This is a genomic window from Heterorhizobium halophytocola (assembly GCF_017873095.1).
Classification (GTDB): domain Bacteria; phylum Pseudomonadota; class Alphaproteobacteria; order Rhizobiales; family Rhizobiaceae; genus Allorhizobium; species Allorhizobium halophytocola.
The window spans coordinates 296337-316725 of record NZ_JAGGJU010000002.1 but is presented as its reverse complement, the minus strand read 5'-3'; the positions used below and the strand labels follow the sequence as shown (position 1 = coordinate 316725).

General features: G+C 64.7%; 17 protein-coding genes. 12 read left to right on the top strand and 5 right to left on the bottom strand.

The annotated features are described in order from the left end of the window. Positions 1-5: 5 nt before the first annotated feature. Positions 6-1397, top strand: coding sequence for an FGGY-family carbohydrate kinase (locus J2Z17_RS04695; RefSeq protein ID WP_209942671.1), 1392 nt, complete (start codon positions 6-8; stop codon positions 1395-1397). A 31-nt stretch (positions 1398-1428) separates the two neighbouring features. On the opposite strand, the gene J2Z17_RS04690 is transcribed toward J2Z17_RS04695, so the two are convergent. The 4 genes from J2Z17_RS04690 to J2Z17_RS04675 form a co-directional block, all read right to left on the bottom strand. Next, complete coding sequence (locus J2Z17_RS04690; RefSeq protein ID WP_245223866.1) at positions 1429-2625, bottom strand: hypothetical protein; 1197 nt, start codon at positions 2623-2625, stop codon at positions 1429-1431. 168 nt (positions 2626-2793) lie between these two features. Then, positions 2794-3219, bottom strand: coding sequence for a tripartite tricarboxylate transporter TctB family protein (locus tag J2Z17_RS04685; RefSeq protein WP_209942669.1), 426 nt, complete (start codon positions 3217-3219; stop codon positions 2794-2796). A gap of 60 nt (positions 3220-3279) precedes the next feature. After that, positions 3280-4197: a tripartite tricarboxylate transporter substrate binding protein gene (locus J2Z17_RS04680; RefSeq protein WP_377300002.1), complete on the bottom strand. Its 918-nt coding sequence runs from the start codon at positions 4195-4197 to the stop codon at positions 3280-3282. Between the two features lie 68 nt (positions 4198-4265). Next, a complete protein-coding gene (locus J2Z17_RS04675; RefSeq protein ID WP_209942664.1) occupies positions 4266-5762 on the bottom strand; it encodes a tripartite tricarboxylate transporter permease in 1497 nt (498 codons plus the stop codon). Positions 5763-6026: 264 nt separating this feature from the next. Here J2Z17_RS04675 and J2Z17_RS04670 point away from each other — a divergent pair, with 264 nt between their 5' ends. The 11 genes from J2Z17_RS04670 (at position 6027) to J2Z17_RS04620 (ending at position 18931) form a co-directional block, all read left to right on the top strand. Then, positions 6027-7262, top strand: coding sequence for a LysR substrate-binding domain-containing protein (locus J2Z17_RS04670; protein WP_342454368.1), 1236 nt, complete (start codon positions 6027-6029; stop codon positions 7260-7262). A 207-nt stretch (positions 7263-7469) separates the two neighbouring features. After that, positions 7470-8342: an NAD(P)-dependent oxidoreductase gene (locus J2Z17_RS04665; protein ID WP_209942660.1), complete on the top strand. Its 873-nt coding sequence runs from the start codon at positions 7470-7472 to the stop codon at positions 8340-8342. Between the two features lie 18 nt (positions 8343-8360). Next, positions 8361-11249 (top strand): FAD-binding and (Fe-S)-binding domain-containing protein, encoded by a 2889-nt coding sequence (locus J2Z17_RS04660; protein ID WP_209942658.1) that lies wholly within the window; start codon positions 8361-8363, stop codon positions 11247-11249. Positions 11250-11450: 201 nt separating this feature from the next. After that, positions 11451-12218, top strand: a complete 768-nt coding sequence (gene hutC / locus J2Z17_RS04655; protein WP_209942656.1) for a histidine utilization transcriptional repressor HutC — start codon at positions 11451-11453, stop codon at positions 12216-12218. After that, positions 12215-13714 (top strand): HAL/PAL/TAL family ammonia-lyase, encoded by a 1500-nt coding sequence (locus J2Z17_RS04650; protein WP_209942654.1) that lies wholly within the window; start codon positions 12215-12217, stop codon positions 13712-13714. The genes hutC and J2Z17_RS04650 overlap by 4 nt, the downstream gene beginning before the upstream one ends. 96 nt (positions 13715-13810) lie before the next feature. Further along, a complete protein-coding gene (locus J2Z17_RS04645; RefSeq protein ID WP_209942652.1) occupies positions 13811-14695 on the top strand; it encodes a glycine betaine ABC transporter substrate-binding protein in 885 nt (294 codons plus the stop codon). A 126-nt stretch (positions 14696-14821) separates the two neighbouring features. Further along, a complete protein-coding gene (locus J2Z17_RS04640; protein WP_209942650.1) occupies positions 14822-15826 on the top strand; it encodes an ornithine cyclodeaminase family protein in 1005 nt (334 codons plus the stop codon). Between the two features lie 5 nt (positions 15827-15831). Beyond that, positions 15832-16650: a phosphate/phosphite/phosphonate ABC transporter substrate-binding protein gene (locus tag J2Z17_RS04635; protein WP_209942648.1), complete on the top strand. Its 819-nt coding sequence runs from the start codon at positions 15832-15834 to the stop codon at positions 16648-16650. A 43-nt stretch (positions 16651-16693) separates the two neighbouring features. Beyond that, entirely contained in the window at positions 16694-17326 is a 633-nt protein-coding gene (locus tag J2Z17_RS04630; RefSeq protein ID WP_209942646.1) for an ABC transporter permease, read from the top strand. Further along, positions 17323-17961: an ABC transporter permease gene (locus J2Z17_RS04625; protein ID WP_209942644.1), complete on the top strand. Its 639-nt coding sequence runs from the start codon at positions 17323-17325 to the stop codon at positions 17959-17961. Before J2Z17_RS04630 ends, J2Z17_RS04625 begins: the two co-directional genes overlap by 4 nt. A gap of 31 nt (positions 17962-17992) precedes the next feature. Continuing rightward, the gene (locus J2Z17_RS04620) at positions 17993-18931 is read left to right on the top strand and encodes an ABC transporter ATP-binding protein (protein WP_209942642.1); all 939 of its coding nucleotides are present in this window, start codon (positions 17993-17995) and stop codon (positions 18929-18931) included. Between the two features lie 82 nt (positions 18932-19013). Here the strand turns inward: J2Z17_RS04620 and J2Z17_RS04615 are convergent, their stop codons facing one another. Further along, on the bottom strand, positions 19014-20384 hold the full coding sequence (locus J2Z17_RS04615; protein ID WP_209942640.1) for an aspartate aminotransferase family protein: 1371 nt from the start codon (positions 20382-20384) through the stop codon (positions 19014-19016). Positions 20385-20389 lie beyond the last annotated feature (5 nt).

Sequence of the window (20389 nt, the reverse complement as noted above, 5' to 3'; positions counted from 1 at the left end):
CGCGGATGGCAAACCCTCGCCATGTGGCCGTCATCGACATCGGCAAGACCAATGCCAAAGTGGCGCTGGTCGATCTCGACGCGCACGCGGAAATTGCCGTCTGCCGCCGCGCAAATGCCGTGCTCCCTGGCCCGCCCTATCCGCATTACGATACCGACGGCCTCTGGCAGTTCATCCTCGACAGCCTCGGCGCCTTGCACCGCACAGCGGCGATCGACGCGATCACGGTCACGACACACGGCGCCTCGGCCGCCCTTCTCGACGCGGACGGCAAGCTCGCAGCTCCGGTGCTCGACTACGAGCATGACGGCCCCGACAGCCTTGCCGCCGACTATGACGCGCTTCGCCCGGACTTTGCCGAGACAGGCTCGCCGCGGCTCCCGATGGGGCTCAATCTGGCCGCACAGCTGTTCTGGCAATTCCGCAGCTTCCCCGAGATCAGCGATGCCACGAAAACGATCCTCACCTACCCGCAATACTGGGTGTTCAGGCTGACGGGCCGTGCCGTCAGCGAAGTGACCTCGCTCGGCTGCCATACCGATCTCTGGTGCCCGACGAAGAACCGCTATTCCTCGCTGGTCGAACGGCAGGGATGGAGCGCACTCATGGCACCCGTGGCGCGGGCCACCGACCGCATCGGCCCTGTCCTGCCCGAGATCGCCGAGACCTGCGGCCTGTCACCGGATGTCCCTGTCTTTTGCGGCATCCACGATTCCAACGCCTCGCTCTATGCGCATCTCGCCACCCGCCCGGCGCCGTTTTCCGTCGTCTCCACCGGCACATGGGTGATCTCGATGGCGATCGGCGGCAAAGCCGTGACGCTCGATCCGGCGCGGGACACGCTGATCAACGTCAACGCGCTCGGCGACCCCGTACCCTCGGCCCGCTTCATGGGCGGTCGCGAATTCGAGCTGATGACCAGGGGGCATACCGGAAGCTTCGACGCAGCCGATATCGAGGCGGTTCTGGCCCGCGACATCCAGCTGATGCCGGCGGTGGAGACACGCTCAGGCCCGTTCCAGGGCCGCCGCCACAGCTGGAGCGTCGATGAGGCGAGCCTGACGGACGGCGCGCGTTTCGCAGCACTCTCCTATTATCTGGCACTGATGACGGCGACCGGGCTCGACATCGTCGGCGCCGCAGGCGAGGTGCTGGTCGAAGGCCCGTTCGGCGACAACTGCGCTTTTCTCGACATGCTGGCCTCGGCCACCGGCCGGCCGGTGCGCGCCGTCTCCGGCACCGGCACCAGCATCGGCGCCGCCCTGCTGACGGTTGCCGCGCGGCAAGGCGAGATCGATCCGCATGCCCGCGCGCGGACCGGCAGCCCGGCCCTTGCAGCCTATGCCACGCGTTGGCGCAACCGGGTTAAGTCGACAACGCCTGCCCGGCCGGGCTGATCGACAACACCTGCCGGCAGATGTCTTTGCGTCAGTTCGGCGCCTTCAGTGCCTCGAGCGCGCTCTCCGGCGATTGCCCTGCAGCAAAGCCGAAAAAGCTGGACGCCGGCAACGGTCCGGCGGTCATCAGCGAGAAGTCGAAATTGGTCTTGCGGTCGGCGTCCAGCACATATTGCCGATGCACGCGCAGCAGATCCCGCTTGACCTTGCGGTAACGCTCAGACGTCAGCATGGCTTTCAACCGGATGAAGACGATCCGCGCCTGTGGCGCGTCTTCATGCCCGCACAGCGCCACCACGCGCGCGCGATAGAAATTGACCGCGTCGGTCAGGCATTGCACATCCAGCCAGGCGATGTCGCGGGCGCGGGCGATGGTCCCGACCCGGGCACGCAAGCACCTGGCCGAGCGCAGAAGGGCGCATTGCAGCACCGCACCGCCAAGCGTTGCAAAGACAACGCGCTTGCCGGCAAACAGCTCCGGCTCCCGTTCCAGCAACATGCCGATCACATGTACGGCAGCGCTTGAGCCCATGCTGTGCGAGGTGATCAGGTATTCGTCGGCCTCTTCTTCGAGGGCATTACGGGCAGCCACGGCACACGCATCGAGCCAGGCATTGACCGAGGCGTCGTCGCCCCGCGCCACGGCGACCGCCATCTCCCAGTCGGAAAACAGATGCAGCACGTGATAGGTGTCCGACCAGCGAATGAAGACCCGGCAAAACAGCAGATAGGCGGCGATGACTGCGAGCGGGATCTGCCAGAGGGCAAGCCCCAGCCAGAGCGGGTAGCTCGAAAGCGCAAGGCTCGCGACCAGCGCGAGCAGAACGACGACAAACGGGACGGCGAAAAACAAACCGAAACGCCAGGCATGGCGGAAATAGCCAAAGCCCGCCCCTTCGACCACCACCCTGAAAGCGGCAAGAAAACCACAAGCGAGACGCTTGACGAGCGGTCGTCCATTCAGCCGGGCGACGATGTCGTCGTGGTCGAAGACATGCAGGCGGGTCACTGTCTGCCATCCCTCGCCCGACGTGCGCACGGCGAACCGGCTGCCACCGCCCTCGCTCTCAAGCCCGGCGACCTCCGCGCGGAAACCCCAGAGCGTCGCCGTCTTTTCCACCGACCGGCGATAGCGCTCGCGATGCCTTGCCGCATCCAGCGGCTCGAAACCCGGAAAGTGCAGCACAACGCGTTTACCGACAGACGCCGGAATAAAGGTCCCGTCCAAATGGATTCTCTTTCGCTCGACCGGTCACCCGCGTACCGGCCCAGCCAAGATCAAGGCGGGCAAGGGCGGGTTTTCGGCGACCCATAGACCTTTTGTGACGGTTTAAAAAGCTGGCCGAGCGGAGAAATCGGTGGAGCTGCGTGCAGCGCCGCCGATGTCAGGTCGATCTCAGGGCAGCGGTACGTTCAACAGCCAGCCGAAGCCGAGCTTTGCAATCACCGCCACGCCGACGACGACGGCAAGCGCGATCCACCAGCGCTGGCCGCGCTCGGCGATCAGCACGGCCGCACCGGCGGCAAGGGCGAGCGCCGCGGGAAGGCCGATATAGGTCATCGCCAGGACAGCGACGGCAAAGATCGCCAAGAGCACGACGCCGCGGGGGCTGACGGTGTCGTTTGTCCTGTCCGTCCCGCGATAGACGTTGAACAGATAGAAGGCGGCGATCGCCAGACCGCCGACGGCCACCAGAATCGGCATGAATCCGGTGCCGACATCGCCGCGCGAATGGGTTGGCGGCAGGGACAATGCCAGCCACAGCATGGCTGCGTTGAAGGCCAGCAGCAGAACGCCGGCCGCCGTTTTTTCGAGTCTCATAGCCACCTCCCCACGGGATCAAAGAGGAGCGGGGTGCCGCGTGGCACCCCGCCCGGATCGTCAGTTCGCCAGGCCTGCATCCTTCAGGAACTGCGTCTGTCCCTCCAGCTGCTTCTTGGCCAGCGCCGTGAACTCGGCTTCCTTCAGGTCGGGGCTTTCCTGCTTCTGATTGGTCTGGAAGTCTTTCCATTCCTGCGACGCCGTGACCTTGTCGAGGGCCGCCTGGATGTCGTTGACGACGTCATCGGATGTGCCGCCCTTGACCGCTACGCCGCGCCAGACGGAATCGACGATGTCATAGCCCTGTTCCTTGAAGGTGGGGACGTCGGGGAAATAGTCCGAGCGCTTGTCGGTGGTGATGCCGAGCAGCTTGATGTCGCCATTCATCACCTGTTCCAGCCCGCTCGACGGCGTCATCATGGCCGCGTCGATATGATGCCCGAGAATGGCGAGCGGAACCTTGCCGGAGGCATCGTGCGGGATCCAGCCGCTCTCGAAGCCGCCCATCTTCATCAGCTGGTAGAGCACATACTGGTGGAAGCCAGCCGGCGCATGGCCGCCGACGCGCAAGCCGTTCGGATGGTCCTTCATGTAATCGACGAAGTCCTTGACCGAATTGAGCTTGCTGTCCTTGGCAACGGCAAGCGACGACGGCTCGGCCTGCATGGCGCGCAGCAGGCGCAGGTCATCGATCTTGAACGGGATCAAGCCCTGGGCGATACCGAAGGTCAGCGTGCCGGTCAGAACCAGAATGTTGTAACCGTCGGCCGGCTGGGCCATCACGGTCGATACCCCGACGGCACCCGAGCCGCCCGGCCGGTTCTGGATGTTGACCGTCCAGCCCGTCTCCTTGTTCAGCAGTTCGCCGAGCTTGCGGCCATAGGTGTCGAGCGCACCGCCGGCCCCGGACCAGATGACCAGGTTGACCGGCTTGTCGGGAAAGCCCGCGGCCATGGCCTGCACGGAGCTCGTCAGCATGGCGGCGCCGGCTGCAGCGGCCAGGATGCCGCGGCGGGTGAAAGTCTTCAACATTATGTCTCTCCTCCTTAGACAGGGTTGATGGTTTTTGCCTTCTTCTCGCGGCGCTTGCGCCAGAGCGGAAGGACGATGCTGACCACGCTCAACACAAGAAACAGCGCGCTGACGGGGTCGGTGAAAAAGATCGAATAGCTGCCTTGCGACGTTACCAGCGCCGTGCGGAAATTGGTCTCGACCAGGTAGCCGAGCACCAGGGCGAGCACGACCGGCGCCACCGGAAATTGCAGCTTCTTCATCAGGTAGCCGATGAGGCCGAAGCCGAGGGTCAGCCAGATGTCGAAGGTCAGGTTGCGCAGCGCATAGGCACCGAGCACGGCAAATACCATGATACCGGCAGCCAGCACGGAATCGGGCAGCTGCACCACACGCGACAGCCAGGGGAGCGCAATCGAGCCGACGATATAGAGGGCAACGGCCGACAGCATGACGCCGAGCAGGATGGTGTAGACCAGCGCCGGCTGTTCGGCAAAGAGCTGCGGCCCGGGTCTGAGGCCATGCATTACAAGTGCGCCGACGATCACGGCCGTCGTCGGCGATCCCGGTACGCCGAGCGCCAGCAGCGGCACCATGGCGCCGCCGACGGTCGCATTATTGGCCGATTCCGGCGCTGCGACGCCGAGCGGCTCGCCCTTGCCGAATTCGACATCCGGATGGCGGCGCGTGGCAAAGTCGCGCGATACCCAGCAGGCGATATTGCCGCCGACGCCGGGCAGGATGCCGAGCAACGTGCCGATGATCGAGCCCGACAGCATGGTGCCGCCCAGCCGCTTCCAGTCGGCGAGCTTCAGGAACACATGGTTGACCTTGCCGCGCACCACGCCAGGCGCGCCGCCGGCGATGGATTCGGCCAGCAGCAGCGCCTCCGACACGGCAAACAGGCCGATCAGCGCTGCCAGCATCGGCACCCCTTCGAACAGCTGGTAGAAGCCGAAGGTGAAGCGCGGCGTGCCGGAAATCGGGTCGATGCCGATGAAGGCGAGCGACAGGCCGAAGGCAGCGCCCGCCAAACCCTTGACCAGCGATCCGCCGGACAGCGCCGCGACCGAAGTCAAGCCGAACAGCCCGACGGCGAAATAGCCGGCCGGACCGAATTGCAAGGCAAGCTTCGCCAGCGGTGCCGCCAGCACCAGAAGCGCCAGCCCACCGACCAGGCCGCCCACGGCCGAGGCGGACAGCGACACGCCGAGCGCCTCGTTGCCCCGGCCGTTCTGCGTCATTGCATAACCGTCGATCGCGGTCGCGGCAGCGGCCGCCGTACCCGGCGTCGACAGGAGGATGGCGCTGACGGACCCGCCATATTCGGCAGCCATATAGAGCGAGATCAGCAGGATCATCGAGACTTCGGGCGAAAGGTCATAGGTGAACGGGATCAACAGACTGATGCCGATCGACGGGCCGAGCCCCGGCAGAGCACCGACGACGATGCCAAGCGCCGTGCCGACTAAAAGCGAAGCAAGCCCCGGCACTGAAAACAGCACCGACAACGCGTCCATCACACCCTGCATGCCGGTCACTCCTTGCCCATCAGAAGGCGAGCCGCGTCCGGCAGGGGCGCGCTCGACCTGGAGCCAGCGCGATAAGATTTCGCGTAAATCATCATTTCTCCTCCTGCTTCAGACCGGGCCACTCGTTCCTCGCCCGGTGCGCCGCCCCTTCCTCAACACCGGCAAGGCAGCTGCAATCGATGGTATTTTGCCCATCGAGCTTGACTTACCCTGCCAGCGGGCTAAGCAAAAAGCTTATACAAGCCACGGTGCGGGTTATAAGTTTTGCAGAAAGACGATCTAAGGCTCCCAAATTTGAGGCATCTTCGGATGTTCCTGTCCGTGTGCGAAATGGGCAGCATAAACCTGGCTGCGAGCGCGATGAACGTCGCCCAGCCCGGCATTACCCAGGCGATTGCCAATCTGGAAAAGCGCTTCGACGCCAAGCTTCTGACGCGGCGCGCGGGGGGAAGTTTTCCGACCGAGGAAGGCGAGATCCTGCGCCGCCGCGTCGAGCGCTTCCTGCGGCAACTGACGGAGGCGGTCGCCGAGGCACCGAACCGCACCGCTCTCCCGGACAAATCGAAATACGAGGTCGTCGTCCACCGGATCACCGCCGTGCAATTGCGCGCGCTGGTCGCGGTGGCCCGCCATGGCAGCGTCAATGTCGCAGCCCAGAGCGAGGGCCTGTCGGTCTCCTCCATGCACCATGCGGCGCGCGATATCGAAAGCAATGTCGATTATGCGCTCTACATGAAGAACGCCACCGGTCTCAGCGTCAACCGGGCCGGCCGCGAACTGGCCCGCCGCGTGCAGCTGGCGATTTCCGAGCTCGCCCAGGCCGACGACGAGATCGCCAGCCATTCGGGCGGGGTGCGCGGCCGCGTGTTGATCGGCAGCCTGCCGATGATCCGCAGCGCGCTGCTTGGACTTGCGATCAACAAGACGCTTGCGCGCATGCCCGGCCTCCATTTCGAGGTCCTGGAAGGTGTCTATCCAAGCATGCTCGGCGCCCTTCGCCGGGGCGATGTCGATGTGCTAATCGGTGCATTGCGAAGCCCCGCGCCTGCCAATGACGTACGGGAGGAGTTTCTCTTCGAGGATCCTTATGCGGTGATCGTCAGGGCCGGGCACCCGCTGGCCGGCCAGACAGTCTCTCTGGATCAGCTTATGGCTGCCGAGTGGGTGACACAGAAGCCGGGCACACCGGTGCGCACCGCCCTCGACGCCATCTTTGCCGCGTCCGGCGCCACACCGCATGTCACCGTGGAGACGGCCTCCATGGTGCTGACGCGGTCCGTGCTTTTGACCAGCGACCGACTGACACTCCTGTCGCGCCGGCAGATTGCGGTGGAAATGCGGGCCGGGCTGCTGACTGCGCTGGACTATACCGTGCCGGCAGCAGGCCGGATGATCGGGGTGACCACCCGGACCGACTGGTTGCCGAGCCTCGGCCAGACGACCTTCCTGCAATGCCTGAACGAGACGATAGCAACCGAAATTCACGCCTCGGACGATTGATCGCGCAAAGACGTGTTTCGCTTCGACTTATAACCCGTCCGGCACTTATGATTTGCCCGACCGGGGCCCGGCAGGTCTTAATGCCGCAAAGACCGGACGCCTAGTTATACGGTGCCTTCTCCAAGGGCCCATGCGGCGAAGGGTCGATCGGGAGAGTGCTTCGACGCCTTGTCGCAAGCCGCCTTTTGGAATGCTGAGGAGAGCGACATGAAGATTGCATTTATCGGATTTGGCGAGGCGGCCCGCGCCTTCACCGACAGCCTGGCCGGCAAGGACGGCCTGTCGATCATCGCGGCCTATGACGTCAAGCAGGATGCGGCGATGATCAAGGCCTGCGAGGATCGCGGCCTCAGCTTCAAGACGACGCCGGGCGAGGCGATTGCGGAGGCAGACTGGATCGTTAGCGCGGTAACGGCCGACCAGAGCCTGATTGCAGCGCGCGCTGCCGTCGACGAACTGCGCCAGGGCCAGGTGTTCATCGACATCAACTCGGTCTCGCCGGACCGCAAGCGCGAGACCGCGGCCCTGGTCGAAGGTCGCGAAGCCCATTACCTCGACATGGCGGTGATGGCCCCGGTCCATCCGCGCGGCCATGCGACACCGGTGCTGCTGGCGGGCGAACCGGCGGAGCGACTGGCGCCGGAGCTTCAGGACCTCGGCTTCAAGCTCGAGGTAATCGGCCCTAAACCGGGTGCGGCAACGGCGATCAAGATGGTCCGTTCCCTGTTCGTCAAAGGCCTTGAGGCGCTGACCGTCGAGACCCTGCTCGCCGCCTCGGTATCGGGCTGTTTCGACCGCGTCTTGACCTCGCTGTCTTCAAGCTATCCCGGCCTTGGCTGGCCGGATGTGGCAAGCTACAACTTCGAGCGCACGCTGCATCACGGCGTGCGCCGCGCAGCCGAAATGCGCGAAAGTGCCGCCACGCTGACCGCCCTCGGCCTGACCGGCGAACTGGCCGACAGGATTGCCGATGTGCAGGCTGCCATGGGCGCGGTGCCGGCCAAGGCACTCGGCGACACGCCGCTTGAAGAGGCTGTCGCCGAGATTGCAAGACAGCGGCTGGAGAACCGCGAAGCCTGATATCGTGGGAGGACGACGATGGCGGACTACCAAGGCTTTCTTGCGGCCCTGAAACAGCATGGGTTCACCGGCGACGTCAGTCTTGCGGCGTCCGACCGCATGGTGCTGGCCACCGATAACTCGATCTACCAGACGCCGCCAGACGCCGTCGTCCATCCGCGCGAAACCGCCGATCTCCTCGTCATAGCCCGCCTGCTGGGACAGCCCGAATTTGCCGATATCGTCGTGCGCCCGCGTGGCGGCGGTACCGGCACCAATGGACAGTCGCTAGGCCATGGGCTGGTGGTCGACTGTTCACGCCACATGACCGGCATCCTTGAAATCAACGTTGCGGAAAAATGGGCGCGCGTGCAGCCCGGGGTGATCAAGGACCGTCTGAACGCGGCTCTTCAGGAACACGGCCTCTTCTTCGCGCCGGAACTGTCGACATCCTCGCGCGCCACCATTGGCGGGATGATCTCGACGGATGCCTGCGGCCAGGGATCGTGCCTTTATGGCAAGACCTCGGACCACGTTCTGGGGCTCACCGCCGTCCTTGCCGGCGGGGATGTGCTTCAGACCCGGCCGCACCGACCGGAGACGATAGAGACGCTGGACGGCCGCGAAGGCGCAATCGTCCGCACATTGCTGTCGATCGCCACCGAAGACGCAGAACTGATCGCGGCACGGTTCCCGAAGATGAACCGCAGCCTGACCGGCTACGATCTTGCCCATATGCGCCGCGCCGACGGCAGCATCGATCCGACCGCCGTGATCTGCGGCTCGGAGGGCACGCTCGCCTTCATCGCCGAGGCAAAGATCAACCTCGTCTCCATCCCGAAGCATTCCGGCCAGGTGAATGTCTTCTACGACGACTTCCAGGCGGCATTGCGCGATGCCCGGACGCTGGCAGCCCTTGGTGCGGCCGCCGTCGAGACGATCGACAGCCGCGTACTCGGCCTGGCCCGCGCCGATATCATCTGGAACGACGTCGCACCCTTTTTTCCCGACGAAGAGGCACAGGGCGTCAACCTGGTTGAATTTACCGGCGACGATATGGACGAGATCGAAGCGGTGCTCGCCCGCGTTGTCGACGTGATCGGCAAGCCTTTTCCCGGACGGCGCGGTCATTCCCTTGCCCGTGGCGCCGATGTCGGCCGGATCACCGAGATGCGCAAGAAGGCGGTCGGGCTGCTTGGTCGCACGCAGGGACCGAAGCGGCCCATGCCCTTCGTCGAGGATTGCGCCGTGCCGCCGGAAGAGCTGGAGCCGTTCATCGCGGAGTTCCGAGCGATCCTCGATGCCGAGGGGCTGACCTATGGCATGTTCGGCCATGTCGATGCCGGCGTGCTGCATGTCCGCCCGGCGCTTGACCTCACCGACGAAGCCCAGGAACCGCTGATCCGGCGGGTCACGGAAAAGGTCGAGGCACTGGCCCGCGCCCATGGCGGCCTGCTCTGGGGCGAGCATGGCAAAGGCGTGCGGTCCGAATTCGTGCCTGCCGTCTTCGGGCCGCTCTATCCGCGGCTGGAACAGATCAAGCGTGCCTTCGACCCGAACAACCAGATGAATCCCGGCAAGATCGCGGCGCCGGACGGCACGCCGCTGATGAAGATCGACGGCGTGCCCCTGCGCGGCCAGGCCGACCGGCAGATCCCGAAGCCGCTACGCGACGACTACACCGGCGCCGTCTCCTGCAACGGCAATGGCGCCTGCTTTGCCCAGTCGCCCGAGGACGTCATGTGTCCGTCCTACAAGGCGACCGGCGATCGCCGCCATTCGCCGAAGGGTCGCTCTGCCCTGGTGCGGGAATGGCTGCGCCAGGGGGGACCGCAGGGCAAGGCGGAGGCAGGCTTCGAGCGCGAGGTGAAGGAAGCACTCGACGGATGTCTCTCCTGCCGGGCCTGCGCCCGCGCCTGTCCTGTCCAGGTTGACGTTCCGGCCTTTCGGGCGAAGTTCCTGGAAAGCTGGCACACGCGACACGGACGCCCCCTAGCCGATCACGCGCTGAACCTGCTGGAACCGTTGCTGCCGCTCGCCGAGCGACTGCGCCCGTTTGCCAATCTGATGCTCGGCAAGCCAGGCGCAGCGCTATTGAAGGCTCTGGGCCTGCATCACCTGCCCCTGCTGCCGGCAACCGATGCGCGGCAGCGGTTCCGCCAGGCCGGTCTGCGCACGCTGGGCGCTGCGGATCACCCCGACCCGACACAGACGGTGGTCATCGTGCCGGATGCCTTCACCCGATTTTTCGAACCTGACCTCATCCTCGATTTCGCAGCCGTCGCGAGGGCGATTGGCTTTGAGCCCTGGCTCGCCCCCTATCGCCCCAGCGGCAAGCCGCTGCATGTGCTCGGCAGGCTTGCCGCCTTTCGGCGCACGGCGCTGATACAGGCGGAAAATCTCGGCAGCATCGCCGCGCGCAGTTACAGTCTTGTCGGTATCGAGCCCGCCGTAACGCTGACCTATGGCGAGGAATATCTGGAGGCTGTCGACCGCGAAGTGCCCGTCATGCTGGCGCAGGACTGGCTTGCCCGGCACATCGACCGGCTGGACGACGCAGCAAGTGCGACCGCGCCGCCGGGATCCGCAACCCTCTTCCTGCATTGCACCGAGCGGACCCTGCGGCCCGACGCCGGTGCGATCTGGATCAGGCTGTTCGCCCGCCTGAACATTGCGCTTTCCGTGCCGAAGGTCGGCTGCTGCGGCATGGCCGGCACCTGGGGCCACGAGACACGCAACGAGGCGACCTCCGCCCGCATCTTCGATCAGTCTTGGCGTGCTGCCCTGGCCGACGCCAAGGGCCCGATCACCGCCACCGGATTTTCCTGTCGCTGCCAGACGGCGATTCGCAGCAACCGGACGGCCGCCCATCCGCTCAGCCTGATGCGCACCGCCCTGACGGCAAAGGCTGTCGACAGCATCGCCTGATCGGACACCCGCACGGTAAAGCCAGCCCGGCGGCACGCCTCTGGGTCTTTCCGCGTGGGATATCGCTCCAAACGTCAAACGCTCAAATTTTTGTCATCGCGATTTTGTGCCTTGCAAATGGTCATTCGCCATGCCTGTATATACAGGTATAGACAAATGGCCCGGGTCTTCGGATCGAGGTCCAGCCGGCAAGGCGCAAGCATGACGACGAGAGCAAGACCCGCAGGGGCAGCCCCGCAATATCTGCTGATCAAGGAAAGCATTCTCGAGATGATCGAGGATGGACGCCTGGCTCCCGGTGACCGCGTGCATTCGGAAAGCGAACTGGTCGCCGCCTTCGGCGTTAGCCGGATGACCGCCAACCGGGCCCTGCGCGAACTGATGATCGAGGGCGTGCTGACGCGCTCGGCGGGACTTGGCACCTTCGTCGCCTCGCAGCGCCAGGACATCGACCTTCTGCAGATCCGCAATATCGCGCAGGAAATTGCCGATCGCGGCCATCGCCATGCGGCAAAGGTGCTGGTCGCACGCCGCATCCTTGCCGATGAGCATGTCGCCCAGTCGCTCGACCTCGAACCCGGCATCGAGGTCATGCACACCATGATCGTGCATCTGGAAGACGATCAGCCGATCCAGATCGAGAAGCGCTATGTCAATCCGAACGTCGCGCCCGACTATCTGTCGAAGGATTTCACCCGGATCACACCGAACGAATATCTGACGGAAGTCGCGCCGATCACGGCCTTCGAGCATTTCGTCGAGGCGGTGAACCCCGATCCGACCGTGCGCAAGCTGCTGGCCCTCGACAGCCACCAGCCCTGCCTGCGCGTCTGCCGCCGCACCTGGTCGAACGAGGCAGTCGTCACCTGCGCGCTTCTCTACTATCCCGGCAACCGATACCGGCTCGAGGCCCGCTCCGGCCGCGGCCCGGGCGGCCCGCTCAGCCTTCTGGGAGCTCGCGACGCATGAGCCATCGCAAAGATACCGTCACCTTTTCCGCTACGGCTCCCAGCATCGGCGACATCGTTCGTCTTGCCCGCGGCGAAGCGAAGCTCGTGATCTCCCCCGAGGTCGAGACCCGGATCAACGCAGCCCGCACGGTCGTTGAGCGTTATCTCGCAGACGAGAAGCCCGTTTACGGCCTGACCACCGGCCTCGGCGCCGGCGTCGATACGCGGCTTGAGGCGGATGACCTGATCGCCTTCCAGCGGCGTGTGCCGCAGGCGCGCGCCGTTGGCGTCGGTGCCGCCCTGCCGCGCGACACCGTTCGGGCAATGATGGCGACCCGGATCGCCGGCATGGCCGCCGGTGGCACCGGTGTCTCGCTGCCCGTGTTTGAAGGTCTCGTCGATGCGCTGAATGCAGGCGTCCATCCGGTTGTCCCCTCGCTCGGCTCGATCGGCGCGGCAGACCTTGCGCCGCTGTCGGATCTGGCCCGTGCCCTGCTCGGCGACGGCGAGGCCGAGTTTGGCGGCACCGTGATGCCGGCCGCACAGGCGCTTGAGAGGGCGGGGCTGGAGCCCTTGCCGCTGGCGCCGAAGGACGGTCATTGCCTGGTCGTTGCCAATTCGCTTTCGGTCGCGCGGGCCTGCCTGGCGCTCTCGGATCTCGACACTCTCGTCGACTGGTCGCTGTCGGCCATCGCGCTCGATTTCGAGGCTTTCCGCGCCAATGTCAGCGCCTTTGACGATCGCGCCCTTGCCGCTCGCCCTGCCTTCGAACAGCGCGAAACGGCCGCCCGGCTGCGGGACCTGCTTGCCGGCAGTTCGCTGGTGGGCGAAGGCGCCGCGCGCCGGCTGCAGGATCCGTTGAGCTATCGCTGCGCCCCCCAGGTCTGGGGCGCGCTCTCCCATGCCATCGCCGAGGCAAGGCTTGCCACCGAGATCGAACTCTCCAGCTCCGGCGACAATCCGGTCGTGCTGGCCTACGAAGGATTGATCCTGTCGAACGGCAATTTCGACATGACGGCCTTCACCCTCTCCTTCGAGCGCTTGTGCCAGGCCATGGCGCAATGTGCCGCGGCAACCGCCTACCGGACGATGAAGCTGATGTCGGCCGGCATGTCGGACCTGCCGCGCTTTCTCACGCCGCTCGGCCAGAGCCGGACAGGATTTGCCACGGTACAGAAGACGATCTCGGCGCTGGAGGCGGAAATCCGTCATCTTGCCATGCCGGTGTCGCTGACCCTGCTTCCGGCCGCCGACGGGATCGAGGACCATGCGACCCTCGCCCCTTCGGTACTCGACAAGACGCAGGAGATCATAGAGCGCCTGCGCTATCTCGTGGCGATCGAGCTCGTCGCATCCGCGCAAGCGGTCGACCTCCGCGGCGTGGAAAACGAACTGGGCGCCGGCACGGCAAAAGCCTACGCCTCCGTGCGCCGGCATGTGCCGCGGCTGGAGGAGGATCGGGCCCAGGGCCCCGATTTCGAAACCATTGCAGAGGTGATCCGCAGCCCCGTCTGACAGAGCAAGACCAGACCCTGCGCCGCTTCCAAGAACCAAGAGTCGGAAAGACCGGACAATCGCGTAAAGGCCCATATCCAACCAGAGGAATTCCGCATGACATCGTCCATCTTCGCTGCCCTGGCCGCCTCGCTGCTCGCCACCGTCAGCCTGACCACCGCCCATGCCGCCGAGACCATCAAGGTCGGCAGCAAGAACTTTACCGAACAGTATATTCTCGGCGAAATGTATGCCGCGCTGCTGGAGCATGCCGGCTACACGGTCGAACGCAAGATCAATCTCGGCGGCACGCTGATCGCCCACCAGGCGCTGGTCAACGGCGACATCGACCTCTACCCGGAATATACCGGCACGGCGCTGTCGGCCGTGGTCAAGGGCGAGATCTCGTCCGATCCCAAGACGGTCTACGACACCGTCAAGGACTTCTATTCCAAGGAACTCAAGCTGACCTGGCTGGAACCGACCGGCATCAATAACGGCTATGCCATGATCGTCAGCAAGGAAACCGCAGACGCCAACGGCCTGAAGACCCTTTCGGACCTCGGCAAGGTTGCAGGCAAGCTTGTCATGGGCGGCGGTCCGGAATTTCCCGACCGTCCCGACGGCCTGCCGGGCCTGAAGGCGACCTACGGCATCGAGTTCAAGGAATACAAGCAGTTCGCCAAACTCGGCCTACGCTATGACGCGCTGGACCAGAAGAGCATCGATGTGGCCAACGGCTATGCCACCGACTGGCAGATCGGCGCCAAGAACCTCGTGGCGCTCGACGACGACAAGGGTCTCTTCCCGCCCTATTACGTCGCGCCGGTCGTTCGTCAGCAGATCCTCGACAGCGATCCCAAGATCGCCGATGTCCTGAATGCGCTGGGTTCGCATCTCAACAATGACGTGATGCGCAAGCTGAACGCCAAGGTCGAGGTCGACCACGAAGAGCCTGCCGACGTGGCGGAAGAATTCCTGACGGCCGAAGGCCTGCTTTAATTCCTCAAATAAAGGTGACTGCAGTCTCGCGGCCGCCCGCATTGACTGAGAGGGCCGGCGCCCGGCGCCGGCCTACCACACGACATGACAGGGCCATGAACGGCCAAAGCCCCCTGGAGTACGGCAATGCAGGAAATCTGGATCGACTATCTGAACGCGCTTGATGCCAAGGCGCTCGCCCTCACCGACGAGGAAATTCTGGACGCGGTGGAAAAAGCGCTCGATGCGCAGGGACGCGGCGAGGTGGTCATCGAGCCGCGCGTCCATCTGGTGCCGGAAAGCTCCGACAAGGGCCATTTCAACATTCTGCGCGGCTATGTGAAATCGCTCGGCTATGCCGGCGTCAAGGTCGTCGGCGATTTCGTCGACAACTACAAGGTCGGCCTGCCCTCGGAAATGGCCGTCCTCAATCTCTTCGATCCCGAGACCGGCGTGCCGAAGGCCGTGATCGATGCCACGGCAATCACCGACATGCGGACCGGCGCCGTCACCGCGCTCGGCGCGAAATATCTGGCGCGCAAGAACAGCAAGATCCTCGGCCATATCGGGGCGCGCGGCACCTCCTACTGGAATGTCCGGCTGCTCGACCACATCTACGATTTCGACGAGATCCGCGTGCATTCGCGCCGACCGGAAAGCCGCAATGCCTTCGCCGAACGGCTGGAGCGCGACCTCGGCAAGAAGATCATCGTCACCGACAACTGGAAGGACTGCCTCGAGGGCGCCGATATCATGATCGAGGCCAGCCGCCTGCCGGAGCCGACGCCTCTCTTCAAGACGGAATGGGTCAAGAAGGGCGCTTTCGTCGTGCCCTATGGCACCATGAGCGCGCTCGAATTCGACCTGACCGACATCATGGACAAGGTGGTGGTCGATGACTGGGGCCAGTGCGGTCCGGGCAAGCCCTACGGCGCCCTTCGCCGCCATGTCGACGAGGGCAAGGTGACGGCGGAAAACCTGCACGCCGAAATCGGCCAGATCGTCTGCGGTCAGAAGCCGGGCCGCGAAAGCGACGACGAGACGATCCTGTTCTGGCATCGCGGCCTGTCGACCACCGACGTCGCGCTGGGTGCGGCCATGGTCGACAAGGCGCATGCGATGAATATCGGCCAGCGCATCCGGTTCGCGTGATCCCGATGACCGAGCCTCGCCCGCCATTGATCGCCTGCTCGCGGATGTACAATCTCAGTCCCCGCATCAAGGGACATTGGGATCGCTTCTTCGGCTGGCTGGCGCGCGAGGCCGGCGTCGCGCTCGATATCATCGCGCATGCACCGCCTGCGCCGCTGTCGGAACTCTGGGAGCGACCGGATCTCGGCGCCGCCTTCATGTGCGGTTATCCGTACTCGATGGTGGAGCCGGAGGCGCGACCGGTTGCGCTCGCCGCCCCGGTCCCAGCGGCCGAATGGGCGAATGGCAAGCCGGTCTATGCAAGCCATGTTATCGCCGCGCTCGGCTCACCCCTGGGCCCTAACGATCTGCCGAAGGCCCGTTGGGGCTGGACGGTGCGGGATTCGCAATCGGGCTACAATGCGCCGCGCGGCCTGCTCGTCGAACTCGGCGCTACGGCAAACCCGCCCGGCGCCGTCGGGCCGCTCCTCAATCCGCGCGGTATTCTCGATGCCGTCACCTCCGGTCGTGTCGAGGTCGGCGCGATCGACGCCTATGCCTGGCAGTTGCTTGCCCTGCACGAACCGGAAGCGTTGGCTACGGTCAGGATCGTGGCGACGACGCCCGCCGCGCCCTTCCCCCTGCTGATTGCGGCGCGCGCAACGGCAAAGGAGGCGGTCATTGCCCTGCGCAGCGCTCTTACCAATGCCGGTGACGGCGATGCCGGCCGAAGCGTCCTTCAGCCGCTCGGCCTGACGGGCTTCGCGGTGCCGGACCTTGCCGCCTACGACACCCTGCCGGACCGCGCCCGGGCCGCCGATCTCGCCTTGGGGGGACCATGGTAGCCCTCCGCCCACACACATCCCATTCCCCTGATCGAGGCATCTCATGAAGTGGGTCCCCAAGCATATCGATACGCTTTTGCAGGCGCTGGTCGAACATCTCTATCTGGTGTTTTCCTCGGTCGGCATTGCGCTCGTCATTTCGCTCGTCGTGGCGATCGCGACGGCCCGGCACCACAAGACCTACAACACCATCGTCATCGTTGCCGGCATGCTGTTTGCCATTCCAAGCCTTGCGCTCTTTGCCCTGTTCATCCCGCTGATGGGTATCGGCGCGGCCCCGGCGATCACCGGCCTGACGCTTTATTCGCTGATGATCCTGATCCGCAATATCTCGCTCGGCTTCCAGTCGATCCCGAGTGACGTGCTCGATGCGGCCAAGGGCATGGGATATGGCACGGTCAGGCGGATCTGGGAGGTGGAGCTGCCGCTCGCGCTTCCCTTCATCGTCGGCGGCGTGCGCATCGCCATGGTCACCGTGATCGGCATTGCGACAGTCGCCGCCTATATCAATGCCGGCGGCCTCGGCATGATCATCTTCCAGGGCATCGACCAGCGGTTCCCCGAAAAGATCATCGCCGGCGGTCTGATGACCGCGGCGCTTGCACTTTCGACCGACTATTTGCTGTCGTCGTTCGAGACCTATCTGCGGCGCCGCAGCGGGAGGATTGCCGCATGACCATTCTCCTCGAGGCGATCAGATGGATCATCGACAATCCCGGCAGTTTCTTCACCGCCTTCAACCAGCATATGCTGATGTGCGCCATCTCGCTCGGCATCGCGCTAGTGATCGCCATTCCGCTCGGCTTTGCGGTGGCGCGCAGGCCCGGTGCTGCCTTCGTCTCGGTCAATATCGCAGGCTCGCTGCGCTCGATCCCGAGCCTTGCCATCTTGGCCGCCGCCATGCCGCTGCTCGGCATCGGTCTCTGGCCCTCGGTGCTGGCGCTGATCGTGCTTGCCATTCCGCCGCTCCTGCTCAACACCATCGTCGGCATCCGCGAGATCGACCCCGCTCTTCTCGATGCCGCCCGCGGCATGGGCATGGGCAAGCGCGAGATCCTCTGGCAGATCGAGTTTCCGCTGGCCGTGCCCTCGATGATTGCCGGCATCCGCACCAGCGCCATCCAGGTGATCGGCGGCGCCGCGCTCGCCTCCTTCATCGGCGGCGGTGGCCTCGGCGACTTCATCAATGCCGGCATCGCCATCATGAACATGCCCCGCCTGATCGTCGGCGCCCTGCCGATCGCGCTTCTCGCCATCTTCGCCGAAGTCTTCTTCGGCTGGCTGGAGCGCACGCTGACCCTTAGACGCTGACCCTGGCGATGACCGACTGGAGAAATTGCAGATGATTACCCTCGATCACGTCACCAAGACCTATCCCGGCAGCGATCGCCATGCGGTCGATGCGCTTGACCTGACCATCGAAACGGGCACGACGGTCACCATGATCGGCCCATCCGGCTGCGGCAAGACGACGACCATGCGGATGATCAACCGGCTTGAAACGCCGACCGGCGGTCGCGTGCTCGTCGACGGCGAGGATGTGTCCAAGGTCGATGTACGCACTCTGCGCCGCCGCATCGGCTATGTCATCCAGCAGGTCGGCCTCTTCCCGCACATGACCATCGAGCGCAATGTCGCGACTGTGCCGAGGCTGCTTGGCTGGGAGAAGGCCAGGACCGACCGGCGGATCGACGAGCTGCTCGAGCTCGTCAGCCTCGATCCGTCAGTGATGCGCAAGCGCTTTCCGCATGAGCTTTCCGGTGGCCAGCGCCAGCGCGTCGGCTTTGCCCGGGCGCTCGCCGCCGACCCCGAGATCATGCTGATGGACGAACCCTTCGGCGCCATCGACCCGATCACCCGCGTCAAGCTGCAGGATGAATTCCGCCAGATCCTGAAGAAGGTGTCGAAGACCGTCGTCATCGTCACCCACGATCTCGATGAGGCGATCAAGATGGGCGACCGGATCGCCATCATGCGCGACGGAAAACTGCTGCAATACGATACGCCGGAAGCGATCCTTGCGCATCCGGTCGATGATTTCGTCGAGAGCTTCCTCGGTCCCGACCGGGCGATCAAGCGGCTGAGCCTGATCCCGGTCTTGAGCGCCATGGGCGCGGCAGGCGGCGAGATATCCGGGCCGTCGATCGGCCAGGCCGCCAGCCTGCATGATGCGCTGGCGCTGATGCTGGCCGACAATCTGCCGGGCGTCGGCGTAAAGGATGACGCGGGCATGCCCGTCGGCTATCTCTCCCGCGAGGCGGTTCTCGCCGCCCACGCCTGACGGCGACGACAGGATCGCGGAGTGGCCACCGGTCACTTGGATAAAGGGGGCGGCAGGCGCAAGCCCACCGCCCCCTTTCGATTCAGCCCAGCACTTCGCTCACGGCCTTCTTTGCGGCCGCGACCACCGTATCGGCCTCTGCCTGCGTGAGGCAAAGCGGGGGTGCGAAGCCGAGGATATCGCCCTGCGGCATGGCCCGGCCGATGACCCCCTGCTTCAGCAATGCTGCCGCCACCTGCGGACCGATCTTCCGGCCAGCATCGAAGAAGCGGCGGTCAGCCTTGTCCTCGACGAATTCGACGGCGCAGAGCATGCCTTCACCGCGGATCTCGCCGACATGGGCATGGTTGCCCAGCGCATCCTGCATCGCCTTGACGAAATAGGCGCCCGTCTTGCCGGCATTGTCGACGAGGCCGAGGCTGTCGATCAGCTTCAGATTGGCAACGCCGGCGGCCGCCCCGATAGGGTGCGCCGAATAGGTCCAGCCATGGCCGATGGCACCGTTCTCGTCTGTCCCCTTTTCAAGCACCTTCCAAACCTTGTCGGAGACGATCGAGCCGGAAAGCGGCGCATAGGCCGAAGTGAGGCCCTTGGCGATGGTGATGATATCCGCCTCGATGCCGTAGTGATCCGATCCGAACATGGTGCCGAGGCGCCCGAAGCCGGTCACCACCTCGTCGGCGATCAGCAGGATGTCGTGCTTCTTCAGCACGGCCTGGATCTTCTCCCAGTAGCCTGCAGGCGGCGGCACGATCCCGCCGGTTCCGAGCACCGGCTCGCCGATGAAGGCAGCGATCGTATCGGCGCCTTCCGTCTCGATCAGCTTTTCCAGTTCGGCCGCCAGGTGGGTGGAGAACTGTTCCTCGCTCATCGCCGCATCCGGACGACGGAAATAATAGGGCGCGTCGGTATGGATCACCTGGGACAGCGGCAGGTCGAACTTCTTGTGGAACAGTTCAAGCCCCGTCAGCGATCCGGTCATCAGACCAGACCCGTGATAGCCGCGCCAGCGCGAGATGATCTTCTTTTTTTCCGGCCGTCCGAGAATGTTGTTGTAGTACCAGACGAGCTTGATGTTGGTCTCGTTGGCATCCGAGCCGCCAAGGCCGAAATAGACTTTCGACATGTTCTTCGGGGCACGGTCGAGGATCATCTTCGCCAGCGTGATCGAGGCCTCGGTGCCATGGCCGACATAGGCGTGGTAATAGGCAAGCTCCTTGGCCTGCGCCGCGATCGCCTCGGCAATTTCCGGACGGCCATAGCCGACATTGACGCAGTAGAGCCCGGCAAAGGCATCGAGCAGCCGGCTGCCGTCGCGGTCCTCGATATGCACGCCCGAGCCGCCCGTGATCACCCGCGTCGGGGTTTCGCCGCGCGCATGCTGGGCAAGATGCGTCGAGGGGTGGAAAAAGGTCTCGCGGTCCCATTGCCCGAGTTGGTCATTGGTCAGCATTGTCT

Bases quoted from the DNA above. Each gene is read 5' to 3' on its own strand.
- J2Z17_RS04695 (WP_209942671.1), top strand. From the start codon at position 6: ATGGCAAACCCTCGCCATGTGGCCGTCATCGACATCGGCAAGACCAAT.
- J2Z17_RS04685 (WP_209942669.1), bottom strand. From the start codon at position 3,219: ATGAGACTCGAAAAAACGGCGGCCGGCGTTCTGCTGCTGGCCTTCAAC.
- J2Z17_RS04680 (WP_377300002.1), bottom strand. From the start codon at position 4,197: ATGCTGACGAGCTCCGTGCAGGCCATGGCCGCGGGCTTTCCCGACAAG.
- J2Z17_RS04675 (WP_209942664.1), bottom strand. From the start codon at position 5,762: ATGCAGGGTGTGATGGACGCGTTGTCGGTGCTGTTTTCAGTGCCGGGG.
- J2Z17_RS04665 (WP_209942660.1), top strand. From the start codon at position 7,470: ATGAAGATTGCATTTATCGGATTTGGCGAGGCGGCCCGCGCCTTCACC.
- J2Z17_RS04660 (WP_209942658.1), top strand. From the start codon at position 8,361: ATGGCGGACTACCAAGGCTTTCTTGCGGCCCTGAAACAGCATGGGTTC.
- hutC (WP_209942656.1), top strand. From the start codon at position 11,451: ATGACGACGAGAGCAAGACCCGCAGGGGCAGCCCCGCAATATCTGCTG.
- J2Z17_RS04650 (WP_209942654.1), top strand. From the start codon at position 12,215: ATGAGCCATCGCAAAGATACCGTCACCTTTTCCGCTACGGCTCCCAGC.
- J2Z17_RS04645 (WP_209942652.1), top strand. From the start codon at position 13,811: ATGACATCGTCCATCTTCGCTGCCCTGGCCGCCTCGCTGCTCGCCACC.
- J2Z17_RS04640 (WP_209942650.1), top strand. From the start codon at position 14,822: ATGCAGGAAATCTGGATCGACTATCTGAACGCGCTTGATGCCAAGGCG.
- J2Z17_RS04635 (WP_209942648.1), top strand. From the start codon at position 15,832: ATGACCGAGCCTCGCCCGCCATTGATCGCCTGCTCGCGGATGTACAAT.
- J2Z17_RS04630 (WP_209942646.1), top strand. From the start codon at position 16,694: ATGAAGTGGGTCCCCAAGCATATCGATACGCTTTTGCAGGCGCTGGTC.
- J2Z17_RS04625 (WP_209942644.1), top strand. From the start codon at position 17,323: ATGACCATTCTCCTCGAGGCGATCAGATGGATCATCGACAATCCCGGC.
- J2Z17_RS04620 (WP_209942642.1), top strand. From the start codon at position 17,993: ATGATTACCCTCGATCACGTCACCAAGACCTATCCCGGCAGCGATCGC.
- J2Z17_RS04615 (WP_209942640.1), bottom strand. From the start codon at position 20,384: ATGCTGACCAATGACCAACTCGGGCAATGGGACCGCGAGACCTTTTTC.